The sequence below is a fragment of the Henriciella mobilis genome (genome assembly GCF_003576285.1).
In the GTDB taxonomy this organism is placed as follows: Bacteria; Pseudomonadota; Alphaproteobacteria; order Caulobacterales; family Hyphomonadaceae; genus Henriciella; species Henriciella mobilis.
On the sequence record NZ_QWFX01000005.1, the window covers coordinates 1,008,821 to 1,034,052 of the forward strand.

Genomic DNA, 25,232 nt, shown 5'->3' on the forward strand with positions numbered 1-25,232 from the left:
AAGCCCCGTGACACCCGGCCCGGCTGGTGCCACTATTTTTTGAAGAAGAACAGATATGCAGGGAGGCCGGGTTTGCGATGGGGGCTGACGGGCACGACAAGAAAAAGGGATGGAGCAACTGGTCCGGTAATCAGACGGCGGAGCCGCAACATATTGCCAGACCGCGCGATATGGACGACCTCAAGGCCGCAATTACCAGGGCGGCTGGACCTGTACGCGTTGTTGGCGCCGGCCACTCCTTTACACCTCTAGCGGCGACGGATGGAACGCTGATCAAGCTGGACGGCATGGGGCTGGTCCACAGTGTCGACCAGACAGCGAAGCGTGCCTGGGTGAATGCCGGCGCACGTCTGAAGTACCTGTCGCCGGAACTGGAACGGTACGGTCTTGCCTTTCGCAACCTTGGTGACATCAACGAGCAGTCCCTGGCGGGGGCAATTTCCACCGCGACGCATGGCACAGGCGCCGGGCTGTCCTGCCTTTCGGCGGAAGTCACGGCACTGAAACTCATGACCGCGAGCGGCGAGTTGCTGACCATCTCGCGCGAACGCGACAGCGATGCTTTCGACGCCGCCCGCGTTTCTCTTGGTGCGCTCGGCGTAATTGTTGAGGCGGAAGTCCAGCTTGTCGATTCCTACCGCTTGCACCGGCTGACCTGGGCTGAGCCCTTGGACGCACTGATCGGTCACGCCCAATCGCGCTGGAAAACCCGCCGGAATTACGAGTTTTTCTATATCCCATTCTCGGGCTACGGCATTTCGATTGCCCACGAGGAAACGAAAAACAAACCGACTCCAAGGCCTCCACAGGACGATGACGAAGCTGTCCTGGGCCTCAAACGGGCGCGCGACTATGCTGAAGACGACGTTGCGGGAAGACGGGAATTCCTGAAGGCGGCATTCGAGTCCTTCGAAGGTGAGGATGTCATTGGAAACAGCTGGCAGTTGCTCGCCAGTCAGCGCAATGTCCGGTTCAACGAGATGGAATACCACCTGCCGGTCAAAAAAGGGCTTTCAGCTCTGTCGGATGTGATCGCGATAATTGAGAAGAAGCATCCAGATGTCTTCTTCCCGATCGAAGTTCGACGGACGGGAGGAGACGATATCTGGCTCAGCCCCTTCAATGATGGTGGCCGGATTTCAATTGCCGTGCATGCCTATCACGAGGACAGCTACGACTTCTTCTTTTCCGATATTGAACCGATTTTACGAAAGGCCGGCGGGCGCCCGCACTGGGGGAAGCTTCACAGCCTCGATTACCGGTCGCTGTCGGACCTGTATCCCGAGTTTGTCACCTTCTCGAAAGTACGGAACCGGCTTGACCCTGAGGGCCGCTTCCTGACGCCCTACCTGAAAACGCTTTTCGGCGTGAAGGGTACACGATGACTGCCGCCCCAGCATTGGACGCAAACTACTTCGCCGCCCTGTCCCAAGCCTTGAAAGAGGCTGGCATTGCCGAGCCCACTCTGGTGATCGACCGCCACCGGCTCGACCACAACATCGAAACGCTTCTGGACGACCTGCCGGAAGGGATGGGCTACCGTATCGTGGCAAAATCCCTGCCGTCTGTCGGTCTCATCCGCCACATCAGGACGCGGACGGGTTCAGACCGGCTTATGACCTTCAACATTGAGATGCTGTTGGCCCTGGCTGGAGAAATGCCGGAAGCCGAACAGCTTCTGGGAAAGCCGATGCCTGTTGCGGCCGCAAGGCGCTTCTATAGCGAGGCCAACCCTGACGCCAACATCAAGTGGCTGGTCGATACTCCAACCCGGGCGGAACAATATCTGGCTCTCGCTGCAGAGCTCGAAATCACGATGCAGCTGGTGCTCGAAGTCGATGTGGGTTTGCACCGCGGCGGTTTTGCCCCGGATGACGCACTGGTTAACACGGTGAGGTCGATCGACAGATCAAACCACGCAACATTCGCCGGGCTGATGGGGTATGAGCCGCATGTCGCGAAAATGCCGGAAAAGGGCGGACTGCGTAAAGCGGCGCTTCAAAGCGCGTGGTCAGTCTTCTCAAAAGCGAAGGCAATGACATGCGCTTCGCGACCTGCTGGCGGTTTGATTCTGAATGCTGCCGGAAGTCCGACCTACCGGCTCTATCGCGATACACAAATTGCCAATGAAGTCTCCGTGGGCTCGGTACTCGTAAAGCCGACTGATTTCGATACGCCTCTGCTGGCCCCCCACTGGCCAGCGAGTTTCATTGCAACGCCAGCGCTCAAGGTTCTGGACGGGATCAATATTGCAGGCTTCGAGTTTGTTCGCGGTCGGCAGCCGGATCTGCCTGAGGGACACGACAAGACAGTCTATATTTTTGGGGGCAACTGGATGGCAGAGCCCGTCTGGCCAGAGAGCGTCGTTCTGAACGATACCTATGGGCGCTCCAGCAATCAGCAGATGCTGACGGCGCCGTCGACTACGCTGATCGAGCCCGACGAGTATGTTTTCTTGAGGCCGAAACAGTCGGAATCCGTTTTCCTTCAGTTTGGAGATATCGCCGTCTTTGAAAACGGTCGCATTTCGGAGACATGGCCCGTCTTCCATGCTTCCGCCTGAAACAATGGTTGAGCCGAAAGCTTCGAAACAGCTTGCCTTTTATGGCGCTTCGGAGCGATATTTCGTCTATCATGGGGACGCATTCCAATCCACCAGTGCCTGATGAGGACCGTGAACCGCTAAATCAGGAGCGAATTGTCGATAGTGCGCTGGAGCTTCTCGACGAGACTGGGCTTGACGCATTCAGTACACGCAGGCTTGCGTCCCGCCTCGGGATCAGGAATGCGTCGCTTTACTGGCATTTCCGCAACAAGGACGAAATTCTCGATGCGATGTGCAGGCGGCTTTATCAGTCGCTCATCCCGACGCCGAGCCAGCACGATGCCGAATTCGATTGGTCGAGTTGGCTGGCTGACGGTGCCCGCGCAATCAATCGTGCGGCGCGAGCGACAAGAGATGGCGCGCGCATCATGGTCCGGCTGCATTTCGATGATGAACTTACACGGGGACGGATCAACAAGTCGATTAAAGTACTGGAACAGCATGGGTTCTCGAGAATTGAGGCGGTCTACGCCATTCAAACCCTGCGCCGTTTCGCGCTTGGCTCCGCTCTCCAGGAACGCATTGTCGATGAAGAAATCAAGGCTCGCTCGGAGCCGACGCATGACGAACTGTTCGAGTTTGGTCTGAGCATGATCATCGAAAGTCTTCGCCAGCGCTTCAGACGTGGTGAAGGGGCTGCCTGAAAGCTGGGCGGCAGAATCTCTTCAGCTTGTCAGGACGGGCTTTCCAGCCTTGCACGACAATCCTTGACCGAAAGTTCTTTGCAATCGCGGCCAGAATGCGCTGCGATGGAGCCAGCTTCGCGCAACTTCAGGAACCTTCATGGCAATTCTCGCCAGCATCCATCACCTCACGCACTATACCTATGACAGGCCGGTCAGTCTGGGACCGCAGATTATCCGGCTAAGACCGGCGCCGCACTCGCGTACGCGGATCGTTTCGCACAGCCTCAAGGTCTCGCCAGACAATCACTTCGTGAACCACCAGCAGGACCCGTATGGCAACTGGATGTCGCGCTTCGTGTTTCCCGACCCGGTCCGGGAATTCAAGATTGAGGTGGATCTCGTTGCGGACATGACCGTCTACAATCCGTTCGACTTCTTCGTTGAAGAGCGGGCCCAGAAATGGCCCTTCGAGTATTCCGACGATTATGCGGACGATCTCGGTATCTATCTGTCGACAGAGCCGCTCACCCCGAAATTCGAGGCGTTTCTCAGGGATGTTCCGCGCGGGACGACTGGAACAGTCGACTTCCTCGTCGATCTCAACCGGCGTGTCTCGGACGCCGTTGATTATATCGTCCGCCTCGAGCCGGGCGTGCAGACGCCAGAAGAGACGCTGACCATCGGCTCGGGCTCTTGCCGGGATTCGTCTTGGCTGCTGGTCCAGCTCATGCGCCGTCTTGGGGTCGCCGCGCGCTTCGTGTCGGGTTACCTCATCCAGCTGAAGCCGGATCTGGTTGCGCTCGACGGGCCGGCAGGCACCGACCATGACTTCACGGACCTGCACGCGTGGGCCGAGGCTTACATCCCGGGGGCGGGGTGGATTGGCCTCGATCCGACTTCAGGCCTGCTCACCGGCGAAAGTCACATTCCTTTGGCTGCAACCCCCCACTACAAGACCGCGGCGCCGATTGCTGGCGGCTTTACCGGCGATCCGGACACGAAGACCGACTTCCATTTCGACATGCAGGTCGCACGCGTCGCCGAGCATCCGCGCATTACAAAGCCCTTCTCCGATGAGAGCTGGGCTGATCTTGATGCGCTCGGTAACAAGGTGGATGAGGTTCTGAGGGAGCAGGATGTCCGTCTCACCATGGGCGGCGAGCCGACCTTCATCTCCATCGACGATTTCGAAGCGGCGGAATGGAACACCGCGGCTGTCGGCCCAACCAAGCGAGACCTCGCCGACAAGCTGATCCGGCGCCTGCGTGACCGCTTCGCGCCCGGCGGCTTCCTGCATTACGGGCAGGGGAAGTGGTATCCTGGCGAGACCTTGCCGCGCTGGACCTTCTCGCTCTACTGGCGCCGGGATGGCAAGCCGGTCTGGGCGGATGAAAACCTGATCGCCAGCGAGACCGAGCAGTACGATGTGGGGCCCGAAGAAGCCCAACAGCTCATGACTGAGATTGCGACCGAACTCGGCGTCGACACAGACGCGGTTATGCCGGCCTATGAGGATCCCGGTGAATGGCTCCTCAAGGAGGCCAAACTGCCGGAAAACGTCACGCCAGAGAATTCCGAACTGAAGGATGCCGAGGCGCGTGCACGGATCGCGCGGGTCTTTGACCGCGGATTGACGGAACCGTGCGGGTTTGTCCTTCCCGTCCAGCGCTGGCAGGCCAAGGCAACTGGACAACGCTGGCGAACAGAGAAGTGGAAGCTGCGGCGGGGAAAACTTTTCCTTGTCCCCGGCGATTCCCCAGCCGGTTACCGGTTGCCCCTGGAGTCGCTGCCGCATGTGCCGCCAGCGCTTTATCCGTATATCAACATCACTGACCCGGCTGCGCCGCATGGCCCACTGCCAGACTTCACGCTGAAAGAAGCGATCAACCAGGATGAAGACGGGGTCGTTCGCCAGCCTGTCGCTAGCCGGACAGCTGCCACAGCGGGTCAGGATATCCAGGAGCAGACGCTTGATGGGGCCGAGGAGGCTGTTCGTACAGCGCTGTCTGTTGAAGTGCGTGATGGACGACTTTGCGTGTTCATGCCGCCAACAGAAGCGCTGGAAGACTACCTGGAGCTCATCCATGCAGCTGAGGCTTCAGCGAAAAAGCTGGGCCTGAAAGTCCATATCGAGGGGTATGCGCCGCCGCCCGATCATCGCCTCAACGTCATCCGGGTCGCACCAGATCCCGGCGTCATCGAAGTCAACATCCATCCAGCGCATGACTGGCAGCAATGCGTTGAGACGACCGAGACGATCTATGAAGAGGCGCGGCAGAGCAGGCTTGGTGCGGACAAGTTCATGATCGATGGACGGCATACCGGTACCGGTGGGGGCAACCATGTGGTGGTCGGCGGGGCGACGCTGCTCGATAGCCCGTTCCTGCGCCGGCCGGACCTGTTGAAAAGCTTCATCCTGCACTGGTTACGTCATCCTAGCCTGTCCTACCTGTTCTCAGGCATTTTTGTCGGCCCGACCAGCCAGGCGCCCCGGATCGACGAGGCGCGTCATGATACGCTTTACGAGCTTGAGATCGCGCTTTCGCAGATCCCGAAACCGGGTGAGGGTGACATGCCGCCGCCCTGGCTTGTCGACCGGCTGCTACGCAACGCGCTGATCGACGTCACGGGTAATACGCACCGTTCGGAAATCTGTATCGACAAGCTCTATTCCCCGGACGGTCCGACTGGAAGGCTGGGCCTCGTCGAATTCCGCGCTTTCGAGATGCCGCCGAATGCACGGATGAGCCTTGCCCAGCAGCTGTTGCTCCGGGCGCTGATTGCACGCTTCTGGAAAAGCCCGGCCACAGGCAAGCCGCCGCGGTGGGGGACAATGCTGCATGACAAGTTCATGCTGCCGGAATTTGTTTGGCAGGACTTCATGGCGGTGCTGGACGACCTGCGCGAGCATGGCTTCGAGATGAAGCCGGAATGGTATGCTGCCCAATTCGAGTTCCGCTTCCCGTTCTGCGGCGAAGTTACCTATGAGAACAACTGGCTCGAGCTTCGCCAGGCGATTGAACCCTGGCATGTCCTGGGTGAGACCGGCGCGATCGGTGGCACAGTGCGCTACACTGACAGCTCGGCTGAACGCCTTCAGGTAAAGCTGAAGGCAACTGCGCCAGAGAGATATGTCGTCACCTGCAATGGCCGTCGGCTTCCCCTTACGCCAACTGGAGAAAATGGGACGCAAGTGGCCGGGCTGCGCTATAAGGCCTGGCAGCCACCGCTTTCATTGCACCCGACCTTGCCCGTAAACACGCCACTCACCATCGACATTTTCGACACATGGTCGAACCGCGCTATCGGCGGATGCGTCTATCATGTCGCGCATCCCGGCGGCCGGAACTATGAGACCTTTCCGGTCAATTCCAACGAGGCCGAAGCCCGCCGGCTCGCGCGGTTCGAGCCGCATGGCCATACTCCAGGGGCACAACTGCCTGAAACCGAGCGCCCGCATCCGGAGTTTCCGACGACGCTCGACCTGCGTCGCGGCGTTGGAGTGTAGATCGATGAGCCAGGCCAACCCGGCACAATCGGACGCCATCTGGAAGTTGCTGGAGTCCTACCGGCCTAATCCTTCGGCGCCGGATGAGCTGCTGGACGAATTCGGCCAGCTGCGCCCCGCCTGGTCCGGACTTCTCTCGCACCTGGCTGGTCAGACGCCAGAAACCATCAATAGCTGGTTCAAGCGTGGGGATATGTACCTGCGCGATTCCGGCGTCTTTCTGCGCCAGTACACGAATGACGTTTCGCGCGAGCGCCCATGGCCACTTTCGCATGTGCCTGTTCTCATCCACGAGCGCGAATGGGATGAGATCTGCAGGGGACTGACTCAAAGGGCGCAGCTGCTTGAGCAGGTTGCAGCTGACCTCTACGGAGAAAACAGGCTGGTCCGCGACGGTTACCTGCCTGGCCGGCTTATCGCGCAGAGCCCCGAATGGCTTCGTCCTCTTGTCGGTGTTGATCCGCCATCTGGGAAATACCTGCACTTCCTCGCTTTTGAGATCGGACGGGGACCGAATGGCCAGTGGTGGGTTCTGAACGACCGCACGCAGGCACCGTCTGGCGCGGGTTATGCGCTCGAGAACCGGGTGGCGACATCTCGCGTCTACGCTGAGCACTATGCTGAGGCGCGTGTGCACCGTCTGTCGGGTTTCTTCCGGGATGTCCGTGCCAGCCTGCTAAATCTGCGGCGGTCTGCGGACAATCATGTCGCGATCCTGAGCCCGGGGCCCTACAGCGAGACCTATTTCGAGCAGGCCTATATCGCACGCTATCTTGGTTTGCTCCTTGTCGAGGGCGAAGACCTGACTGTCGTGGACGGAGAAGTCTGTGTGCGGACTGTATCTGGGCTGCAGCCGGTTGATGTCTTGTGGCGCCGCCTGGACGCGCTGTACTCCGATCCACTCGAACTGGAAGAAGGCTCAAAGCTCGGCACGGCTGGCCTTGTTGGGGCGGCCAGACGGGGCACAGTCTCGATGGTGAATGCGCTCGGGACCGGCATCCTCGAAACCCGCGCCCTGATGGCGTTCCTCCCGCGGATTGCCCGCCATCTTCTTGGAGAGCCCCTGGCACTTTCGAACATTGCCACCTGGTGGTGCGGACAGGCAGCCGAGCGTCGCTATGTGCTGGATCATGTCGACAAAATGATGATTGCGCCAGCCCTTTCGACCCGCATGCCCTTCGACCCCGATGAGACGACCGTGCTCGCCGGAGAGCTAAAATCATCCGTATACAAAACGGTGCAGCACCTGATCGACGAGGAGGGTGAAAATCTCGTGGGGCAGGAGGCGGTGTCGTTCTCGACCTCACCGGCCTTTGTCGATGGGCGCCTGCAGCCGCGCCCCATGAGCTTGCGGGTCTTCATGGTGCGGACAGACGACGGATGGTCTGTCATGCCGGGCGGCTTTGCCCGGATTGGACCTCAGGAAGGCTCGACTGTTCTCAATATGCAGAAGGGCGGCTCCGTCGCCGACGTCTGGATTATCAGCGATACGCCGGTCGATACCCGAACAGCGCTGGTTAGCGAAATGACGGCGGAGCCGCGCGCCAAACGCGGCGCGCTGCCAAGCAATGCGGCGGAGAACCTTTACTGGCTGGGTCGCTATGTCGACAGGGCCGAAGGGTTTGCGCGCCTTAACCGGGCATATCATTCCCGGCTGGCAGATGCGGAATCGCCATCTTCCCCGTTGTTGAGACACCTGTCAGCCTTCATGAAACGGATCGGGCTCGATACTAATGAAGCGATGCCGGCAGGCTTGGTCAGCGCCATCGATTCCGCTTCGAGAACAGCGGGGAGCGTGCGTGACCGTCTATCGCCGGATGGCTGGGCAGCCATCTCGGAAATTGTCGATACGGTGCATGACGAGGACGAAGACCTGGACGCTGGCGACGAGACAGCAAGGCGCATGGTCTGGTTGCTTCGGGAGTCGAGCGGGTTTACCGGTCTGGTCCACGAGAACATGTACCGATTCACAGAGTGGCGTTTTCTCAGCCTCGGGCGGTCAATCGAGCATGTCATGTCGCTCGCCTGGGCCTTGGCAAGCTTTCTCGACCCGGGCGCGCCTGACGGATCGCTTGATCTGGCGCTGGAATATGGCGACAGCACGATTTCTCACCGTCGACGCTATGCGTTCATTGCCTCACGCAAATCCGTCATCGAACTGCTGGCGCGGGATCCGCTTAATCCGCGGTCGTTGATTTTCCATCTCGATGTACTGAAGGCGCATGTGGAGGCGCTGCCGCGCGCGATGGAAAATGGCCATCCGTCAGAGGTTTATTCGCAGCTCCTCCGCATTCACACAAAATTTGTGACGATGCCGCAGGATGCCATGAACAGCGCAGCATTGCTGGCTCTGAGAAGCGATATCGGAGCATTTTCCGATTGTCTCGGTCGGACCTATATGAGCTGAGGGTCGTCATGCGGTATGATATCAGCCTGCGCATTACCTACAGCTACAAAGCGCCAGTCTGGGCGGGCCGCCATATGTTGAGGTTCATGCCTCGCGACCTGTCGGGGCAGCAGCGCGCCATTGCGGCGTCGCTTGATGTCGCGCCCGTACCCAGCGAACGAAGCACTTTTCGCGACTTCTTTGGCAATCAAGCGCATGAGATCGTCTTCAGCCACGCCCATTCCCGGATAGAATTCAGCCTGAAAGCCCGGATTGAACGCCATGTCCAAGTCAAGGAAGAAACCTCGGGCCTGGCGCTGGATGCGTTGCCGGCAGCCTTGAATGATATTCACTCGCTGGCACCGGATTCGCCCCTTCATTTCCTTGGCAGAAGTCCTCGGATCCGGCCTAATAGACAATTGAGTGACTATGTCGAGGACATGCTGCCGCCAGATATCGGTGTCGCCGATGCGGTGCAAATCGTCGGTGAAGCTCTGAACCAGGACATGTCTTTCGACGCGACCGCGACGTCAGTCGAGACATCGCACGAAGAGGCGTTTGCCGCCCGTCACGGCGTTTGTCAGGATTTCAGCCATATCATGATTGCAGCATTGCGCAGTGTTGGCATTCCCGCGGGCTATGTCAGCGGCTTTCTTCGGACGACGCCGCCGCCCGGACAGTCGCGGCTCAGCGGCGCTGATGCCATGCATGCCTGGGTTCGGGCATGGTGTGGCCCCGAGCTCGGCTGGATTGAGTACGATCCGACAAACGCGGTCCATGTTGGCGTTGATCACATTGTCGTTGCCTACGGACGTGACTATTCGGATGTGTCGCCGGTCAAGGGCATCCTGAAAGCGGCGACCGATCAGCAGAGCCGGCAGGCTGTCGATGTCATTCCGCTGGAGGATGTGCCGGGCTAGCGCTTTCGAGGCCGGGAACCGCCTGAAGGATGCGCTGCTGCGCTTTTGGGCTTTTCCATGCAAAGGTCCAGGGCAGGCCCAGCCGCGTGGCAGCCTGTGCCGGCGGTGACCCTTTCACTGGAATTCGCTCGGCCAGGGCGCCGAGCGACTTAAGCGACATGCGAGCGAGCGGACTGAGATCATATTCCGGACCGAGCTCCAACACTTCGCGGACTTTCGGCGGCAGAATGGACACAGACGCATTGGCGAGGCTCGACTGCAGCGACTTGGGAACGTTTCTCATTTCCTTGCCGGACTTCACAATGTCTAGGAACTCGGAATTGATCGGGTGGGGTTCGAACCGCGGCATGAGCGCTGCGAGCATTGCGTCAAAGTCTTCCGGGCTGTGGATTGGGTTTTGCGCCCCGTAAAGGCGCGCAACCTGGTCACCTTCTTCGTAGAATCGGCATTTGTCCTCATAGGAGACCGGTTTCACGAACCGATCATAGGCCGTCAGAAAGCCGAAGCCGGCCGTGGCTGAAACCCAGTCGAGGAGTTCGACGTCGAGGGCCTTGTAAGCCTCCCCGGACGGTGTCATTCCGCTCACTTTGCTGTGCATGTTGGTGACGCCCTGGATAACCCGGCGCGCTGCGCTTTGCGGACCGTAAACGCCGACCATGGCTGCGGTCCCGGTGCGTTGTGAGCGTCCGATTGGATCTGTCTTGAAGACCGAGTGATCCCAAACGCCGGAACGAATGCGTGCGTCTGCAAATTCAAGCAGAACTGCAGCAACGCCTCCAATGGCGAGTGCGATCGGATTCTTGAATATGCGCCAGGACATCGAGTCCGGTGCGGCGAATGCCGGCTCGCCGGCGGGCACAGTATAGTCGATCTTCCAGCCGAGATACGATTTCATCTTTTCCAACGGGTAGAACTCCTGTGCCTACGGCGATCATCAAAAACGTATAACATGTTATAATAATGGCGGCGGCTGCAGAAAGCTGGCACTTCTCACAGGTCGTCGGGCCATTTGGTTAAGCGATCTGCTCCAATTCCCTTTCCATGTTTGCACACCGGTTAAGGGGCGAGGCTTTAGGTTAGCCCTAACCTGATGTTCGAGGAATGCACCAATGCAAATGTCCCCAGTGATCACTCTTGTCCTGTCGATTGCGTTTGGTGCGGCTGCCCTTTTTGGCGCAAGGCTCTGGCTATCTTCCTCCGAGCCGGATGCTGTGCGATCGGTTGAGGTGGCCGCACCTGCAGAACCACCGAAGGCACCGGTTCTCATTGCGACACGCAGCATCCCTCGCGGTGTCTCGGTCAGTCCCGATTGGTTCAGCGTCGAGGAGCGGCCTGTCAGTGCGATTCCGCCTGGCAGCTTTGACTCGCGAGAGGCGCTGGAAGAGTCAGGCGAAAGCCGCCGGACGCTGATCGATATTGCTGCTGGTCAGCCCCTGTCGAATGCGATGTTGCTGTCTCCTGGCATGCGGGCATCGCTTTCGGCCAAGATCGAGCCAGGCTACCGTGCTTTTACCATCCGCACGACAGCTGTATCGGGCGTTGGCGGCTTTGTGCTGCCGGGTGACCGGGTCGATGTGATCTTCACCGAAGATGCCGCCCCTGATTCAAAAGTCTTGAAGCTTGTCTCGAAGGTCCTCCTGCAGAATGTCGAAGTGCTCGGCGTAGATCTCAACGATGACATGACGGGCGAGCAACCCGACGTCTTTGAAACGGCCACCTTGTCAGTGTCTCTGGACCAGGCACAGAAACTGTCCGTCGCATCGCAGACCGGTACATTGTCGCTCGCTTTGCGAGGCAGTGCCGATGATGCATTTGAACAAGCCGAGCTGGTGTCGCTGCGTGAAGAGGAACAGCCGCGCAAATCCGTCTACGTCGCGCCGAGGCCTCGGCCGCTGCAGCCCAAGGCACCTGTGTCGTCGACGATTGAGGTGGTTCTTGGCGAAGACATCAGCCAACACGTTGTACCCGCCAGCCAGTAAAGGGGCTTGGGGCGAAAGCCCAAAAGACAGAAATGTCTCACAAAGGGGTCTCGCCCCGGTCCTCAGAATGAGGGCCGGGGCTTTTTTCATACCGTTTTGAGTGACAACCCGATCGCGCCATGGTGCGCGGTTCTTTGATTTGGAGCGCGCGCGTCTTGTCCTGCGAGAGACGTCTAGGGGGTCAGGTCTGACTGAAGACGTACATCATCCGTACGACAGCCGGCAGAATCAGCACAACCAGTAGCGACGGGAAGACGAAGAGGATCAGCGGCACGACGAGTTTCGCCGGCAGGGCAAGGGCCTTCTCTTCAGCGTAGAGCATCCGCTTTTCACGCATGTCAGATGCGAAGACGCGCAGGGTCTCACCAACGCTCGTGCCGAGTTCCTCGGACTGGCGCAACATGGTCGCCAGAGCCCGGGCCTCGTCGAGACCAAGGCGGTCGGCGAAATTCTTCCAGGCTTCTGTCCGTGCACGTCCGGCCCGCATTTCCAGGTTCATGATTTTCAGATGATCGGCGAGATTGGGATAGCGCTGGACCAGTTCGTCGGAAACGCGCTGGACTGCACCGTCGAGACTTAGACCGGCCTCTACACAGGCGACCAGCAGGTCCATCATGTCCGGGAAGCCGTTTCGATACTGCTCCTCGCGGCTTGCGACCTTCTTGTCGAGAATGAAGGAGGGGGAAATGAATGCAATGATTCCGAGTGCGACGGACGACAGCAACAGGCCGTGCTGGGGCATGTACTGGTCCACGAGCGGCCAGCAGGCAAGCAGGATGAATTGTGGCAGGATTAACGCAACGAAGCGGACGCCAATATAGATGTGGGGCGCGGATTTCCCGTAATAGCCAGCCTTCATCAGCCGGAACCGGAGCTTCGTCAGGTCCGCGGAGTTCGGATCGGTGAAGCGGCGGCCGATCTTCTCGACAAGGCTCACCTTGGGCCGTTCGGAATAAGCCGATACCCGCGATGGGCGGCCGTCGTCAGTCTTGAGCCGGTCGCTGACTTGGCGCCGGTCGCGAACCGACCGGAAAACCTTGCTGCCAAGGACAAGCATCGCGGCGCCCATGACGATCATGATGATCGTGATCGCGGTTATCTGGTCAGGGACCGGTGGGGGCATTGCTTCTACCTCCTCAGACCTTGAAATTGATCATCTTGCGCATGACGAGATTGCCGATGGCCATCCAGAGAAGGCAGCCGCCCAAGCCATACTGGACAAGCTTTTCGTCAATGACATCGCCATAGAAGTTCGGCGTGATCACATACATTGCCCCCATGACGAGGAATGGCGCCGCGGTAAGGATCAGCGCTGAGGCACGCCCCTCCGACGACGCAGCCTGAACCTTCAGGCGCATCTTCTGGCGCGCGCGCACCGTTGATGCATTGACCTTGAGCAGGCTCGCAAGGTTGCCGCCGGTTTTGGCCTGAAGGCGGACAGTGGCAGCGAAAAGCTCGACGTCTGGCTGGCGCGTGCGCTCGGCCAGCTTGCGGACGGCTTCCTCAAGGCTTGAGCCATAGGAGATTTCGTCGGCAGCAAGACCAAATTCAGAGCCGATCGGGTCCGGCATCTCGCGCCCGACCAGTGAAACTGCCGTGGGAACCGGATGACCCGCCTCGAGGCTCCGGACGATGATTTCGAGGGCATCCGGCAATTGCGCGCCAAGCAGCTTCTCCCGCTGGGCGACCTTGTGCTTGAGAAAGAGCAGGGGGAGCAGAATTGCGGCAACAAGTCCGGCAGGCACAGCAAAGGTCGGGCTTTTCAGGAACCAGAACGCGGCGCCAAATGCCACAGCGCCGACGCCCGCTGCAACCGCCGCCCATACGGTTGGCTGAAAACTCAGGCCGGAACGGGTGACCAGGTCGTTGAACCATTGCAGGGACAGCCGTCCATTGCCGTCCTGGTCGAGCCCGCGCTGGCGGCGAAGCTCCACGATGAGATCCGCCACCGTAGCCTGGCTGTCCTTTACCTTGAGACGCTTGTTGATGCGTGTCTTTTCCAGCGCCGTCTTGCCGAAGCCGAGCGCGGACTGCACCGCCATGAACGCGGAGCCGAAGGCAAGGACATAGATGACCGCATCAAATCCCATCGGGCTTACGGCACCTTGAGTAGCGGCTTCGACGGGTCGAAATACTCGACGGGAAGACGGATGCCGCGGCGTTGCATTTCGTCGAGACAGCGCGGCCGCAGGCCGCTGGCGCGGAATTCCCCCACGACCGTCCCGTCTTCTTCCGTGCGCAGGCGTTCAAACTTGAAGATGTCCTGCATCTGGATGACCTCACCCTCCATGCCGGTGACTTCGGTGACATGGGTCACGCGGCGAGAGCCATCGGACAGGCGCTGGGCCTGGATAATGATGCCGATAGCCGATGCGATCTGACCGCGAACGGCTTCCTGCGAAATCCTCAGGCCGCCCATGGCGACCATCTGTTCAAGCCGGCTGATGGCTTCGCGCGGATTGTTGGCGTGGATTGTCGCCATCGAGCCTTCGTGGCCGGTATTCATGGCCTGAAGCATGTCGAAGGCTTCTTCGGAACGCACCTCGCCCAAGATGACCCGGTCTGGCCGCATCCGTAGGGCGTTCTTGACGAGTTCGCGCTGCCGTATCTCACCTTTGCCTTCGAGGTTTGGCGGACGGGTTTCCATGCGCGCAACATGCGGCTGCTGCAGCTGGAGTTCAGCGGCGTCCTCGATAGTGATCAGACGCTCTTTGTGACTGATTGCGGCAGACAAGGCATTCAGCAAGGTCGTCTTGCCTGAACCGGTGCCGCCGGAAATGATGCAGGTCACGCGGGACTTCACGGCACCGTGGAGAAACTCGCCAACTTCCTTCGGCATCGCCCTGAAAGATATAAGTTTATCCAGCGTCAGTGGCTTCTTGGAAAACTTCCGTATGGAAACAAGTGGGCCGTCAATCGCAACGGGTTCGATGGCCGCGTTTACGCGCGAGCCGTCGAGGAGGCGGGCATCGACCAGGGGCTGGCTTTCGTCCACGCGGCGGCCCACCGCTGACACGATCCGGCTAACGATCCGGCGCAGGTGAGCATTGTCACGAAACTTCGCTTCCGACAGTTCCAGCTCACCATGGCGTTCGACATAGACCTGCTTTGCGCCATTGATCAGAATGTCGGAAATGCTCGGGTCGGCGAGCAGGGGCTCAAGTGGGCCGAGACCGGTCATTTCATCGTATACGGAGTCGGCGAACTGGGCGACTTCCGCCTGGTTCATCGGAATACGCTCTTCACGGACGATTTCGGTGACAAGACGCCGGACCTGGCGCTTCATCTCCGTCTCGTCCAGCTTGTCGAGCATGGACAGGTCCAACTCGTCGATCAGCTTGTTATGAACGCGAAGCTTGGCGTCGAGAAGGTCGAAGGCCGGCGGTGTATCTGCCTCGTCAGCAGAATCTTCCGTTTCGTCCAGCCCCGTCAGGAAGTTGGGCGCTTCGACGGGGTCTTGACCTTCTCCATCTTCGATCGCTTTGGACGCCGGCCGGTCTTCATGGGGTGGTTGCTGCGCTTTGGAGAGGAGGGAAAACCGGCCCATTATGCACTCCTTCTTGCCTTGATGGTGGACGAGGTTGCTTCCTCACCATGTTCAAGCGCGTAGATCAGCGCCTCGACATCTTTCGAGATGCGGTTACCGGGCTTTGCCTGGCTGACGGCCTGGCCAAAGTTCACAGACGCCAAGGCCGCCTCCCAGTCAGACGATATCGTTGCATAGACCGGGCGCCCGATCGCTTCTTCGGCCTGCGAGACTGTGACGGTATTGCTGAACATGCGCTTGGCCATGCGATTGAGCAGGATGCGTGGCTGGGCGAGACCGTCAGACAGCATTTCCAGCTCTTCCACACGATGACGGGCAGCGTGCAGCGCTGGCACGGTCAGCTCGCTCATGACGAGGTTTTCGTCCGACCCGGTAACGACTGCGGCTGTCCACGGTGTCGGCCAGCGGGGCAGGTCAATGACGACATGGTCATAGGTCGAACAGGCGACGTCGAGCACCTTGAGTATGGCCTCCGGCTTGATCGTATTCCAGAGCCGGTCCGAGCGCGGCGCCGAGAGCAGGTGGATGCCGTTCTTGTGGCGTGAAATGAAAGCCTGCAGGAGGGCTTCATCGATGCGGTCAGCAGATTGGGTGAGCGCTGACTGGTTCAGGCTGGACGGGCAGTTCAGATAGGACGCGCAGGCGCCGTCGAAGAAGTCAAGGTCAACGAGGCAGACCGAATTGTTCGTTTCACGCTGACTGATCTGGTAGGCGAGTTCCACAGCCAGCAGCGTCGCGCCACAGCCGCCGACCGAGCCAGTCACACTCCAGCATCTGCCGGTATTGTCGGTTCCCATGCTGTCACGCCGGGTGACAGTCGAAACGGATTGTTTCAGCTCATCTGCGTTTACGGGGACGTCCATCAGGTCCCAGCGGGACATCGCAATGATGTGCTTGACCGCGAGAACAGGGACATTCTTGCCAACCACGATGCCTGGCAAATCGGGCTGTTCCTGCGAGATCCGGATCATCAGTTCCACCAGATCGAAGCTGGCATCCTGCTCAATGACAGCGATGCCGCCGGCGTCCTTGCCGGCCGCATCGACAGCGTCCGCCGCATCCGCGTGAACGGTGAGCGACACTGAACTCAGGCCTCCTGCAGCGTCCGAAATGTTGCCTCCCCATTGAGGAGCGTAGACGTGAAGCCTGGTCTTTGAGGCTGGGGCTATTGCCGCGGATTCATTGTTCATTCTGCGCCCTCCGAAAGTTGGGGCACGTAGCCCAGATCCGGGCGGACTGACTGGGTTTCGATATTGGACTTGACGGCCTCGCCGAGTGGTCTGTCCGCGCCTTTTTCAAGGTCGCCGAGAAACACACGTTCAATGTCTGATGGTGCACGCGTCTGTTCCAGCGGGTCAGACAGGCGCGTGCCGCGGCCTGCAGGGTGAACAAGGCGGGGCGTGATGATGATGACGAGTTCGGTCTCGTTCTCGCGGAAACGATTGGAACGGAAAAGCGCACCAATAACAGGTACATCCGCGAGCCAAGGTGTCTGTAGCGAGGTGCTGTCGACCGTGTTCTGGATCAGGCCCGCAATCGCAAAGCTCTCGCCGTCGGCAAGCTCGACGATAGTATGTGCCCGGCGCACGCTGAGAGCAGGGATTTCGACATCGGCAAGACGGACCGAGTTGCGCGGATCAAGTTGGCTGACTTCCGGACGAACTTCCAGGCTCATCTTGGAATCCGAAAGGATCGTGGGCGTAAAATCGAGGCTCACGCCGAACTCCCGAAATTCGATTGTGATCGTGTCGTTGTCAGCGGCCACCGGCACGGGAAATTCGCCGCCAGCAAGGAAGCTGGCCGTCTCGCCCGAACGCGCCACGAGATTCGGCTCAGCGAGAGTGCGGATAATTCCCTTCTCCTCAAGGGCCTGCAGGAAGACGTCTATATCGACGTCGCCCGAGCGCCCGAGGATCGACGCGATGGATTTCGGCGCCCCGCCCGATAGCAAGCTGGACCCGGTCGAGAAGAGAAAATCACCCGCGCGGCTCACCTGGTTGCCCAGACCGATTTCTTTCACATCCTCGCGCGATGCTTCGACAAAGCGGACTTCCAGCATGACCTGTTGCGGACTGCTGATCTTGAGCGCGTTGATCACTGCTTCGGGAGCATAGCTGGAGGCGATCTCCATGATCTCGGCAGCCGTTGCATCATCGGGAACGTCGCCGCGCACATGCAGGCGGTTGGCCACAGTTCGAAGATCAAGGTCCACGGCAGGAAAGAGTGCGGTGACATCGCTGCGGATCGCGCCGAGGTCATGCTGCACGCGGACATCAATCACTTCGACGAGGCGGCCTTCATCATCATAGACAAGGATGTTCGTGCTGCCGATCGTCCGGCCACGAACATAAAGGCGGTTGTCAGCTGTTGGCGAAGCGTCGGCGATGCCCGGCTGTGATACGGCAATTCGCTTGAATGGTCGCGAGATGTCGACCGGCGTGGACCTGTTCACTGTGACCGTGAGGTCGCGCTCGACCGGGCGGTTCGTCGTCATGGCAGCAGCGGATTCTCCGCCAGCCAGCGACGTTTGTGCGTGTGCGCCGCATATCAGGCTCGTGGCGAGAATTCCCGCCCGTCCGATCAATGCGATGCGTTGTACTAGCAGCATGGTCAGCCCCTGAACGTTCTGTTCGGGCCGCGAGAAATGCGGCCTTGCCAACGTCAAGGACTATAGAAGAGATTTGAAGCCGCGCTGAAATGACGGCGTCAAACTTCTTCGAAATTTGCCGTATCGGGTTTGTCTGTTTCCAGGTCAGCTGTCGCGAACAGGCCCAACCCAGACCTGTTGGGCATTCACGAACTCCATGATGCCATGCGGGCCGAGTTCCCGTCCGAGACCAGACGCCTTTATGCCGCCCGATGGCAGGCGCGGGTCCGTCTTGACGATGCCATTGACACTGACCTGTCCTGCCTCGATACGGCGCGCCATCTCTTGGCCCCGCTCGGTATTGGTCCAGACGGAAGCCGCGAGGCCGAATTCGGTGTCGTTTGCGAGCGAGAGTGCGTGTTCCTCGTCGCGCGCCTCAATCAACACACCGATGGGACCAAACGTCTCTTCCTTGAAGGCTGTCATGCCTGGCTCGACGTCGGCAAGCAGGGTGACGGGGTAGAAATAGCCGTCCCGATTGGGAACCTCGCCGCCCAGCAGACAGGTTGCGCCTTCGGAGATCGTGCTGCGCACCTGCCGGTCCAGGGTGGCACGCAAGTCCTTGCGGGCGATCGGGCCGACGTCGGTTTCATCAAGCGCGGGGTCTCCCAGCTTCAAGGCGCCCAGTTTCTCGCTCATCAGCGTCTTCATTTTCTCATAGACTCTGGCCTCGACGATGATCCGCTTCGCCGCGATGCATGACTGTCCTGCATTGATGATGCGCGACAGGGTCAGGACATCGGCAGCCTTTTCGAGGTTAGCGTCAGCGAGCACGATGGATGGGTCGGAACCCCCGAGTTCGAGGACAGCGGGCTTGACCTCTGAACCAGCAATCTCGGCAACTTTTGCGCCGCCGCGCGAAGAGCCGGTGAATGAAATACCACGCACGCGCTTGTCACGCATGACGGCCTCGACCCGCGGGGTTTCGATCATCAGCGCCTGGAATAAACCCTCAGGCGCGCCGGCATCGCGGAAGCATTTCTCGATTGCCAGGGCGCAACCCGGGACGTGCGGGTCATGTTTCATCAGGCAGGAATTGCCGGCCATCAGTGCCGGTGCGCTGAAGCGGAAGGCGAGCCAGAACGGTGCGTTCCAGGGCAGGATGCCCAGAACCGGGCCGATCGGCAGGTGTTCGACATAGGACAGTGTTGCATCTGACTCGATAACCTGCCGTTCCAGGTAGGCTTCAGCATTTGCAGCATAGTGCTCGGCACACCAGGCAGACTTGTTGACCTCGCCGCGCGCTTCCTTGATCGGCTTGCCCATTTCTTCCGTCATCAATGGTGCAAGGGTTTCGACTTCTTCGCGCATCAGCTTGGCGACCGCGTTCAGCAGCGCGGCCCGTTCGGCAAAGCTTTTTTCCTTCCATTGGCGATAGGCTTCGACCGAGGCCGTCAGCTTCGCTTCGATGGCCTCGTCGCTATCTGGTTCGACCTCGCGAACGATGTCGCCTGTTACCGGGTTCACGGCAGTCAGCATGATCCTGTCTCCAGTCTTGTCGTTCAGGCGCTTGCGGCCTGGCCGTTGCTCGATTTGGATTTTGACGCGTCTCCGGACGGTTTGTCGGAAGACGCCTTCTTTCCGGGCTTCAGCGTGAATTCTTCCTCAAGAGAGAAGAAGCTTTCACAGCCATCCTCGGTGACATAGATCGTGTCGGAAATGCCGACCGTCTTGTCGCCATCGACGCCCCAGACCCACGGAATGATATGGAAGGTCATTCCTTCCCTCAGGATTTGCGGGTCGCCTTGCATCAGCGAGAGAATGTAGCCCTCGTCCCAGCTCGGCGGGAAGGCGATTCCGATCGAATAGCCGGACCGCGTGATTAGCGCGCCGCCATGGCGGCCATCGCTGACAATATCGCGTACGATCTTGTCGGCATCTGAGACCGTCAGGCCAGGCTGGATATAATTCTTCAGTTCCCGCAGGGCCTTGATCATCTGACGTTGCGCGCTTTCCATCGAGCTGGACAGCTGGTCCTGCAGGACGACCGTGCGCATCATCGCAGTGTGATAGCGCCGGTAACAGCCGCCGACCTCAAGGAAGACATGCTCACCATCCTGGACGGTGCGGCCTTCCCAGGTCGCATGGCCGATCATCGAGCGCGGGCCGGAGGTGACATAAGGCATGACGGCCGGCGGTTCGCCGCCAGCCCGGAACATTGCTGAAGAAACGGCCGCCCCGATTTCGTTCTCGGTCACGCCCGCCTTCACGGCGTCGATACCGGCTTGCATACCCGCTTCGGTCGCCTTGGCAGCCTTCTTCATGACTTCGATTTCGGCCTTTGACTTCAGCATCCGGCCCTCCTCGACAATGCCGAAGCAGTCGAGCAGGCGCCCTGATGTATAGGCCGAACGGATACGGTCCTGCTGGTAGGCCGGCAGGAAGTAGGAGTTACGTTCGTAGCCGATGGTCGAGTTGTTGAGACCGAATTCGCGGAAGCTTTCTACCAGTGTCTGGATGGCATCGCCATTGTCGGCGAACGGGCGCGTCTTCTCGACCCAGGTGCGGGCATGGACGTTCGACTCCTCCATGTTCCGGGTGACCATGTAGCAGTCACCATCGAGCGGAACGACAAGCGCCTGGAAGAAGGAATACCCGGTGGTCTGATAGTCCGTCATGTACATGATGTTCTCGGGGTCCGAGATCACCACGGCATCAAGGCGCCGGTCCTTCATGCGTTCACGCAGTCCTTCCAGCCGCCGCACATATTCCTCGTGCGGGAAGGTCATGTCATCGCGCTGTCTCATGCCGGCTCCATCACGCTTTGAACGGCTTTCTCGAGAAGGCCAAGGCCTTGCTTGAGATCGTCTTCGGGAATGGTCAGTGGCGGGATCAGCTTGATGACGCGGCCTTCCGAGCCGCAACCGCCAACGAGCAGGCCTGTACGGAAGCATTCGGCGACGATCTTCTTGGCGAGCGCGCCGTCCTTGGTATCAAGGCCCTGCATCATACCCTTGCCGCGGACTTCCATGCCTGGCCCGGCCATCTTCTGCAGGTGCGTGCGCATTAGGTCGCCCTTGGCACGGACCTCCTTCATGAAGCTGTCATCCTTGAAGTAGTCCATCGCAACGTTGCCCGCGACGAAGGAAATGCCCTGGCCGCGGAACGTTCCGGTATGCTCGCCCGGCGACCAGTGCTTGTCGAATTCGGGTTTGTTGAGGTTCATGGCGAGCGGCGTGCCGAAGCCGCCAATGCCCTTCGCGAGCGTAATGATGTCGGGGTCGAGATCCATGCCGTCGAAGCTGAAATAGGAGCCTGTACGGCCACACCCGGCCTGGATGTCATCAATAATAAAGAGCGCGCCGCGATCCTTGGCGAACTGACGGATTTCCTTCAGCCACGCCTCGTCGGCGACGTTGACACCGCCTTCGGCCTGGATCGGTTCGATCAGGATGGCTGCGGGCGCCTCATAGCCTGAAGAGGCATCCTGATATGTCTCTTCCATGCCTTCGAGCGGGTGGCCAAATGGCAGGCGATCGACATAGTGGAGTGGGACACCGGCGGCGTTCCGGAAGTAGGCGTTGGCCGTCGCCGCAAGCGAGCCCAGAGTCATGCCATGAAACCCGTTTGTGAAGGCGATGATCCTGTTGCGGCCTGTGACCCTGCGGGCGAGCTTCATGGCTGCCTCGACCGCATTGGTTCCGGTCGGACCGGTGAACTGCATGCGATAGTCCCAGCCGCGCGGTTTGAGGATTGTGTCGACAAAGGCCTGCATGAAGTCGCGCTTTGTTGTTGTCATCGTGTCCAGGCTGTGCGGAATTCCGTCAGACTGGATGAAGTCGATGATCGCTTCCTTCATCTTCGGATTATTGTGGCCGAAATTCAGAACACCGGCACCAGCAAAGAAATCGATGTAGGATTTTCCGTTCTCATCTGTCTGGCGGGCATTGGAAGCGGACTTGAAAACCGTGGGATAAGTCCGGGCATACCCTCTGACATTCGATTCCCAGCGTTCAAATAGTTCCATTTTCAAGTCTCCTTTCGGTCGGATGGTTCGGCCGGCCTCAATCCATTTGGGCGGTTGATTGCATTGGCAATGGCGCACCAGCCAGGCGCGCATAGATGCGCGTGACGATGGGCAGCAGCCGGTCGTTAAAATCGTATCGCGGCGAGTGGCAGGGCACGTCATGTCCGTTGCCATCATCTGCACCAATCAGTGCAAAGGCGCCGGGTAACTCCTTCAAATAGTAAGAGAAATCCTCTGACGCCATGATGGGCACAGGTAATTCGCCAAATTGCCAGTCATGTCCAAGATCAGCCGCAATTGCGGCTCTCATCTCGCCGGCCTGGCTAGCGTGATTGATCGTCGCGTCATAGCGAGGGAAGATTTCGACGGTCGCTTGGACACCATAAGCGGCCGCCTGTGCGGTCGCTATTTCTTGAATCATTCCGTCGATACGAGCCCGGTCGGACGGGTCGGCGATCCGGATGCTTCCGGCAAGCCTTGCGCTATCCGGGATGACCGTTTCACCGCTGGGTGCCTCAATTGACGTAACGCTGACGACGGCCGCATTCTGTGGCGTGACGCGGCGCGCGATGATCTGTTGCAGTGCCATAGTTACTGCGGCAGCGGCTAGGACGGGGTCACGCGTATTCTCCGGCTGGCTGGCATGCCCGCCCGAGCCTTGCAGGTGAATCCGGAACGTACCGTTGCCGGCCATAACGGCTCCGTCCGGGCAGACGGCTTTTCCGAACGGGATCGCCGGCCAGTTGTGCCAACCGAAAATGACGTCCAACCCATCGAGAGCGCCGTCCTCAATCATCTTTTTCGCGCCGTGCCCGCCTTCCTCCGCGGGCTGGAAGAGCAGGGTGACGGGGCCTGGTAATTCGGACTCGTGCGCTTTCAGCCACGCTGCCGTCGACATAAGGGCCGCCGAATGGCCGTCATGTCCACAGGCATGCATGCAGCCTTCGTGGATCGATACCCAGGCGTGTCCGCCAGCTTCGTGGATAGGCAGGGCGTCGATATCCGCGCGCAGACCGACATGCCGGCCTGGCGCGTGCTTTGCCAGGGTCGCCAGCGTGCCCGTTCCGGCGCAGGGGCGCCACGGAATATTCAGGGCATCGAGAGACGCGCGGATGGCGGCCGCGGTATTTTCTTCCTGCCAAGGCAGCTCCGGCTTTCGATGAAGGTCTCGGCGAAACGCTACGGACGCCCCGATCAGAGATGTCCATACGTCCGAGTTGGCTTCGTTTTCCAGCCTGAAGATAATGTCTTCCATTTCTTTAGCGTAAACTCCGGCAGTCAGACTTCAACCCGCCTTCGGGGAGTAAATCACCTCGTTTAGCGAAACAGTTCGTATGCAAATCATCCTGAAAAATGAAGAACTTAGACTATCTAAGCATCGCTTGATGGTCTTTGAACTTCAAGGCTTGGCTGTTTTGCTGTCAGCCTTTTGAAGGAGTTCGATGAAATCACCAGGCAGGCTGTGCGGCTTGCCGGGCTGGAATGCCCTTCTCAGTCCGCTGGACACGGCTTTTCGGAAGGCGCGCCGCTGCTGACGCGTCTCCTCGCATGCCGTATCACCTGTCAGCTTTCCGCTTTGTGTTCCCATGTTCCTTCTCATCGTTCCCTTATCAAACTGTTTGGTGGGCAAACCGTTCCGGAATCGTTTGAATTGTCAGCAAAGTTGAGCGTGACCGGCGATGCTTGAATGAGGCAGGGACGGCCTACAGGCCTGGAAGCGAGCCCCACGGAACGGTAATGATCGTGATAACCGTCGCGGCGATCGACGCCACATAGCCTAACAGCATGAGCACGCCGTCTCGAGCGACGAAAGCAAGCCCAAACAAGACAATCGCGGCTCCGGGCGCGGCAACCGCGAACGGCACCAGTTCCAGCGGGATCATCAATAGAGCAAGAAGGGTGACCATCAGGGCGGCAACAACCACCGCGATGCGGCCTGTCAGAAATTCAAGCCGCTCGGATATCAATTTGTCAATCCGCTTTAGCCAGGGCTTGGCGCGGCAGTTGGCGGCTTTCAGCTTGTCTTTGCCGATCGAGCGCTTCTGCACAAATTTGGGCACCCAGATATGTTTGGCGCCGAACAGGATCTGTAGCGAAAACATAATGATGATCAGGCCGATCAGCGCCGGCAGGCCGGGAACGGCTCCCAGGGGCGGCAGCACAACCAGTAGGCCCAAAAAGGCGATGACCGGTCCAAACGACCGATCACCGAACAGGTCCAGCACGTCACCAAAGGTGATCTTTTCACCATCAATATCGTTGATGGCCCGATCCAGTACATTTTCCAGCGGGTCGTCTCGCGAAGCCGTCAAGTCTGTCCCTTCCGTCTACTCCATTCAGATAGTGACAGCGCGTGAGGTGCCAAAAGGTTCACGGCTTACAGATGGGACCTGGAGACATAAGATCGATCAGCGTCTGGCGTAGGACCGGGACAAGCTTTGCCCGATCGAGCCCCGGATGGCGCAGGACGCGGCTTGCCAGTCCTGAGACGACCACCATCAGCATGTCAGCGCGGGCTTCGGCATCGCAAAGTCCAAGCTTTTCGCCAAAAAGGCGGATCAGTTGCTTTCGTACATGTTCGTCGTGGCGCTGAATGATTTTGGCGATTTCGGGATTTCGCTGGCCTTCCGCCAGCATCTCCATGTTCAGGACCGACTGAATGATGTCGGAATTGTCTGAAATCGACCGAGCCGCGCGGTCGGCCATGGCTTCGGCCAGTTCGCTGGGGGCAATGGCTTCTAGTTCAAGAAATCGCTGAGACGATAGCGCTGATTCACGGTCTACGATGGCCGCAATAATCGCCTCCTTGTTCTCGAAATAGTGGTAGATGTGGCCGACGCTCATGCCGGCTCGTTTGGCGATCTTGGCCATTCCGGCATTGTGAAAGCCGTATTCGACAAAACAGTCAGCAGCCGCATCGAGAACCTGGTCGATCCTTGCGGCTCGCCGTTTTTCTGCTCCCGTCATTGGCGCGCAGTCTTTTTGCACCATTTAACTCCAAACTCGATTGACGCCTCTTGACTTGCTGCGGCGCAGCAATAGATAGA

Annotated in this window: 19 protein-coding genes and 1 pseudogene; 8 read left to right on the plus strand and 12 right to left on the minus strand. The window is 59.3% G+C overall.

Features of this window, described 5'->3' with window-relative positions; genetic code table 11:
- Nucleotides 1-77: 77 nt before the first annotated feature.
- From D1223_RS04515 to D1223_RS19005, 7 genes and pseudogenes are all read left to right on the plus strand, one after another.
- A complete protein-coding gene (locus D1223_RS04515; RefSeq protein WP_119375190.1) occupies nucleotides 78-1,385 on the plus strand; it encodes a D-arabinono-1,4-lactone oxidase in 1,308 nt (435 codons plus the stop codon).
- Nucleotides 1,382-2,563 (plus strand): alanine racemase, encoded by a 1,182-nt coding sequence (locus D1223_RS04520; protein WP_119375191.1) that lies wholly within the window; start codon nucleotides 1,382-1,384, stop codon nucleotides 2,561-2,563. The genes D1223_RS04515 and D1223_RS04520 overlap by 4 nt, the downstream gene beginning before the upstream one ends.
- Nucleotides 2,564-2,604: 41 nt before the next feature.
- Nucleotides 2,605-3,249, plus strand: a complete 645-nt coding sequence (locus D1223_RS04525) for a TetR family transcriptional regulator (RefSeq protein ID WP_158588404.1) — start codon at nucleotides 2,605-2,607, stop codon at nucleotides 3,247-3,249.
- 139 nt (nucleotides 3,250-3,388) lie between these two features.
- Nucleotides 3,389-6,739, plus strand: coding sequence for a transglutaminase family protein (locus D1223_RS04530; protein ID WP_119375193.1), 3,351 nt, complete (start codon nucleotides 3,389-3,391; stop codon nucleotides 6,737-6,739).
- A gap of 4 nt (nucleotides 6,740-6,743) precedes the next feature.
- The gene (locus D1223_RS04535) at nucleotides 6,744-9,146 is read left to right on the plus strand and encodes a circularly permuted type 2 ATP-grasp protein (protein ID WP_119375194.1); all 2,403 of its coding nucleotides are present in this window, start codon (nucleotides 6,744-6,746) and stop codon (nucleotides 9,144-9,146) included.
- Nucleotides 9,147-9,220: 74 nt separating this feature from the next.
- Nucleotides 9,221-9,343: pseudogene (locus D1223_RS19000) on the plus strand (transglutaminase N-terminal domain-containing protein); the annotation flags it as partial.
- A 201-nt stretch (nucleotides 9,344-9,544) separates the two neighbouring features.
- Entirely contained in the window at nucleotides 9,545-10,045 is a 501-nt protein-coding gene (locus tag D1223_RS19005) for a transglutaminase-like domain-containing protein (protein ID WP_233353042.1), read from the plus strand.
- Here D1223_RS19005 and D1223_RS04545 read toward each other — a convergent pair.
- A complete protein-coding gene (locus D1223_RS04545) occupies nucleotides 10,017-10,940 on the minus strand; it encodes an oxygenase MpaB family protein (protein ID WP_119375196.1) in 924 nt (307 codons plus the stop codon). The genes D1223_RS19005 and D1223_RS04545 overlap by 29 nt on opposite strands.
- A 214-nt stretch (nucleotides 10,941-11,154) precedes the next feature.
- Between D1223_RS04545 and cpaB the strand changes: the two genes are divergently transcribed.
- Complete coding sequence (gene cpaB / locus D1223_RS04550; RefSeq protein WP_119375197.1) at nucleotides 11,155-12,024, plus strand: Flp pilus assembly protein CpaB; 870 nt, start codon at nucleotides 11,155-11,157, stop codon at nucleotides 12,022-12,024.
- A 181-nt stretch (nucleotides 12,025-12,205) separates the two neighbouring features.
- Here cpaB and D1223_RS04555 read toward each other — a convergent pair whose 3' ends face one another.
- The 11 genes from D1223_RS04555 to D1223_RS04610 form a co-directional block, all read right to left on the minus strand.
- Nucleotides 12,206-13,147 carry a type II secretion system F family protein gene (locus D1223_RS04555; RefSeq protein WP_119375198.1) on the minus strand — a complete coding sequence of 314 codons (942 nt, stop codon included), beginning with the start codon at nucleotides 13,145-13,147 and terminating at the stop codon, nucleotides 12,206-12,208.
- Nucleotides 13,148-13,160: 13 nt separating this feature from the next.
- Nucleotides 13,161-14,114, minus strand: a complete 954-nt coding sequence (locus D1223_RS04560) for a type II secretion system F family protein (protein WP_119375199.1) — start codon at nucleotides 14,112-14,114, stop codon at nucleotides 13,161-13,163.
- A 5-nt stretch (nucleotides 14,115-14,119) separates the two neighbouring features.
- Complete coding sequence (locus D1223_RS04565) at nucleotides 14,120-15,571, minus strand: CpaF family protein (protein ID WP_119375200.1); 1,452 nt, start codon at nucleotides 15,569-15,571, stop codon at nucleotides 14,120-14,122.
- Complete coding sequence (locus tag D1223_RS04570) at nucleotides 15,571-16,653, minus strand: AAA family ATPase (protein WP_119375201.1); 1,083 nt, start codon at nucleotides 16,651-16,653, stop codon at nucleotides 15,571-15,573. Before D1223_RS04570 ends, D1223_RS04565 begins: the two co-directional genes overlap by 1 nt.
- A gap of 104 nt (nucleotides 16,654-16,757) precedes the next feature.
- On the minus strand, nucleotides 16,758-18,179 hold the full coding sequence (locus tag D1223_RS04575) for a type II and III secretion system protein family protein (protein ID WP_119375202.1): 1,422 nt from the start codon (nucleotides 18,177-18,179) through the stop codon (nucleotides 16,758-16,760).
- A 144-nt stretch (nucleotides 18,180-18,323) separates the two neighbouring features.
- Nucleotides 18,324-19,697 carry an NAD-dependent succinate-semialdehyde dehydrogenase gene (locus D1223_RS04580; protein WP_119375203.1) on the minus strand — a complete coding sequence of 458 codons (1,374 nt, stop codon included), beginning with the start codon at nucleotides 19,695-19,697 and terminating at the stop codon, nucleotides 18,324-18,326.
- A gap of 23 nt (nucleotides 19,698-19,720) precedes the next feature.
- Nucleotides 19,721-20,965 (minus strand): ectoine hydrolase, encoded by a 1,245-nt coding sequence (doeA, locus tag D1223_RS04585; RefSeq protein ID WP_119375204.1) that lies wholly within the window; start codon nucleotides 20,963-20,965, stop codon nucleotides 19,721-19,723.
- A complete protein-coding gene (locus D1223_RS04590) occupies nucleotides 20,962-22,185 on the minus strand; it encodes an aspartate aminotransferase family protein (protein WP_119375205.1) in 1,224 nt (407 codons plus the stop codon). The genes doeA and D1223_RS04590 overlap by 4 nt, the downstream gene beginning before the upstream one ends.
- 37 nt (nucleotides 22,186-22,222) lie before the next feature.
- The gene (gene doeB2, locus D1223_RS04595; protein WP_119375206.1) at nucleotides 22,223-23,440 is read right to left on the minus strand and encodes a N(2)-acetyl-L-2,4-diaminobutanoate deacetylase DoeB2; all 1,218 of its coding nucleotides are present in this window, start codon (nucleotides 23,438-23,440) and stop codon (nucleotides 22,223-22,225) included.
- A gap of 448 nt (nucleotides 23,441-23,888) precedes the next feature.
- On the minus strand, nucleotides 23,889-24,497 hold the full coding sequence (locus tag D1223_RS04605; protein ID WP_119375208.1) for an exopolysaccharide biosynthesis protein: 609 nt from the start codon (nucleotides 24,495-24,497) through the stop codon (nucleotides 23,889-23,891).
- Between the two features lie 58 nt (nucleotides 24,498-24,555).
- Nucleotides 24,556-25,152 (minus strand): TetR/AcrR family transcriptional regulator, encoded by a 597-nt coding sequence (locus tag D1223_RS04610; protein ID WP_158588405.1) that lies wholly within the window; start codon nucleotides 25,150-25,152, stop codon nucleotides 24,556-24,558.
- Nucleotides 25,153-25,232 lie beyond the last annotated feature (80 nt).

Coding starts and splice junctions, on each gene's coding strand:
- D1223_RS04515 (WP_119375190.1), top strand. CDS start 78: ATGGGGGCTGACGGGCACGACAAGAAAAAGGGATGGAGCAACTGGTCC.
- D1223_RS04520 (WP_119375191.1), top strand. CDS start 1,382: ATGACTGCCGCCCCAGCATTGGACGCAAACTACTTCGCCGCCCTGTCC.
- D1223_RS04525 (WP_158588404.1), top strand. CDS start 2,605: ATGGCGCTTCGGAGCGATATTTCGTCTATCATGGGGACGCATTCCAAT.
- D1223_RS04530 (WP_119375193.1), top strand. CDS start 3,389: ATGGCAATTCTCGCCAGCATCCATCACCTCACGCACTATACCTATGAC.
- D1223_RS04535 (WP_119375194.1), top strand. CDS start 6,744: ATGAGCCAGGCCAACCCGGCACAATCGGACGCCATCTGGAAGTTGCTG.
- D1223_RS04545 (WP_119375196.1), bottom strand. CDS start 10,940: ATGAAATCGTATCTCGGCTGGAAGATCGACTATACTGTGCCCGCCGGC.
- cpaB (WP_119375197.1), top strand. CDS start 11,155: ATGCAAATGTCCCCAGTGATCACTCTTGTCCTGTCGATTGCGTTTGGT.
- D1223_RS04555 (WP_119375198.1), bottom strand. CDS start 13,147: ATGCCCCCACCGGTCCCTGACCAGATAACCGCGATCACGATCATCATG.
- D1223_RS04560 (WP_119375199.1), bottom strand. CDS start 14,114: ATGGGATTTGATGCGGTCATCTATGTCCTTGCCTTCGGCTCCGCGTTC.
- D1223_RS04565 (WP_119375200.1), bottom strand. CDS start 15,571: ATGGGCCGGTTTTCCCTCCTCTCCAAAGCGCAGCAACCACCCCATGAA.
- D1223_RS04575 (WP_119375202.1), bottom strand. CDS start 18,179: ATGCTGCTAGTACAACGCATCGCATTGATCGGACGGGCGGGAATTCTC.
- D1223_RS04580 (WP_119375203.1), bottom strand. CDS start 19,697: ATGCTGACTGCCGTGAACCCGGTAACAGGCGACATCGTTCGCGAGGTC.
- doeA (WP_119375204.1), bottom strand. CDS start 20,965: ATGAGACAGCGCGATGACATGACCTTCCCGCACGAGGAATATGTGCGG.
- D1223_RS04590 (WP_119375205.1), bottom strand. CDS start 22,185: ATGGAACTATTTGAACGCTGGGAATCGAATGTCAGAGGGTATGCCCGG.
- doeB2 (WP_119375206.1), bottom strand. CDS start 23,440: ATGGAAGACATTATCTTCAGGCTGGAAAACGAAGCCAACTCGGACGTA.
- D1223_RS04610 (WP_158588405.1), bottom strand. CDS start 25,152: ATGACGGGAGCAGAAAAACGGCGAGCCGCAAGGATCGACCAGGTTCTC.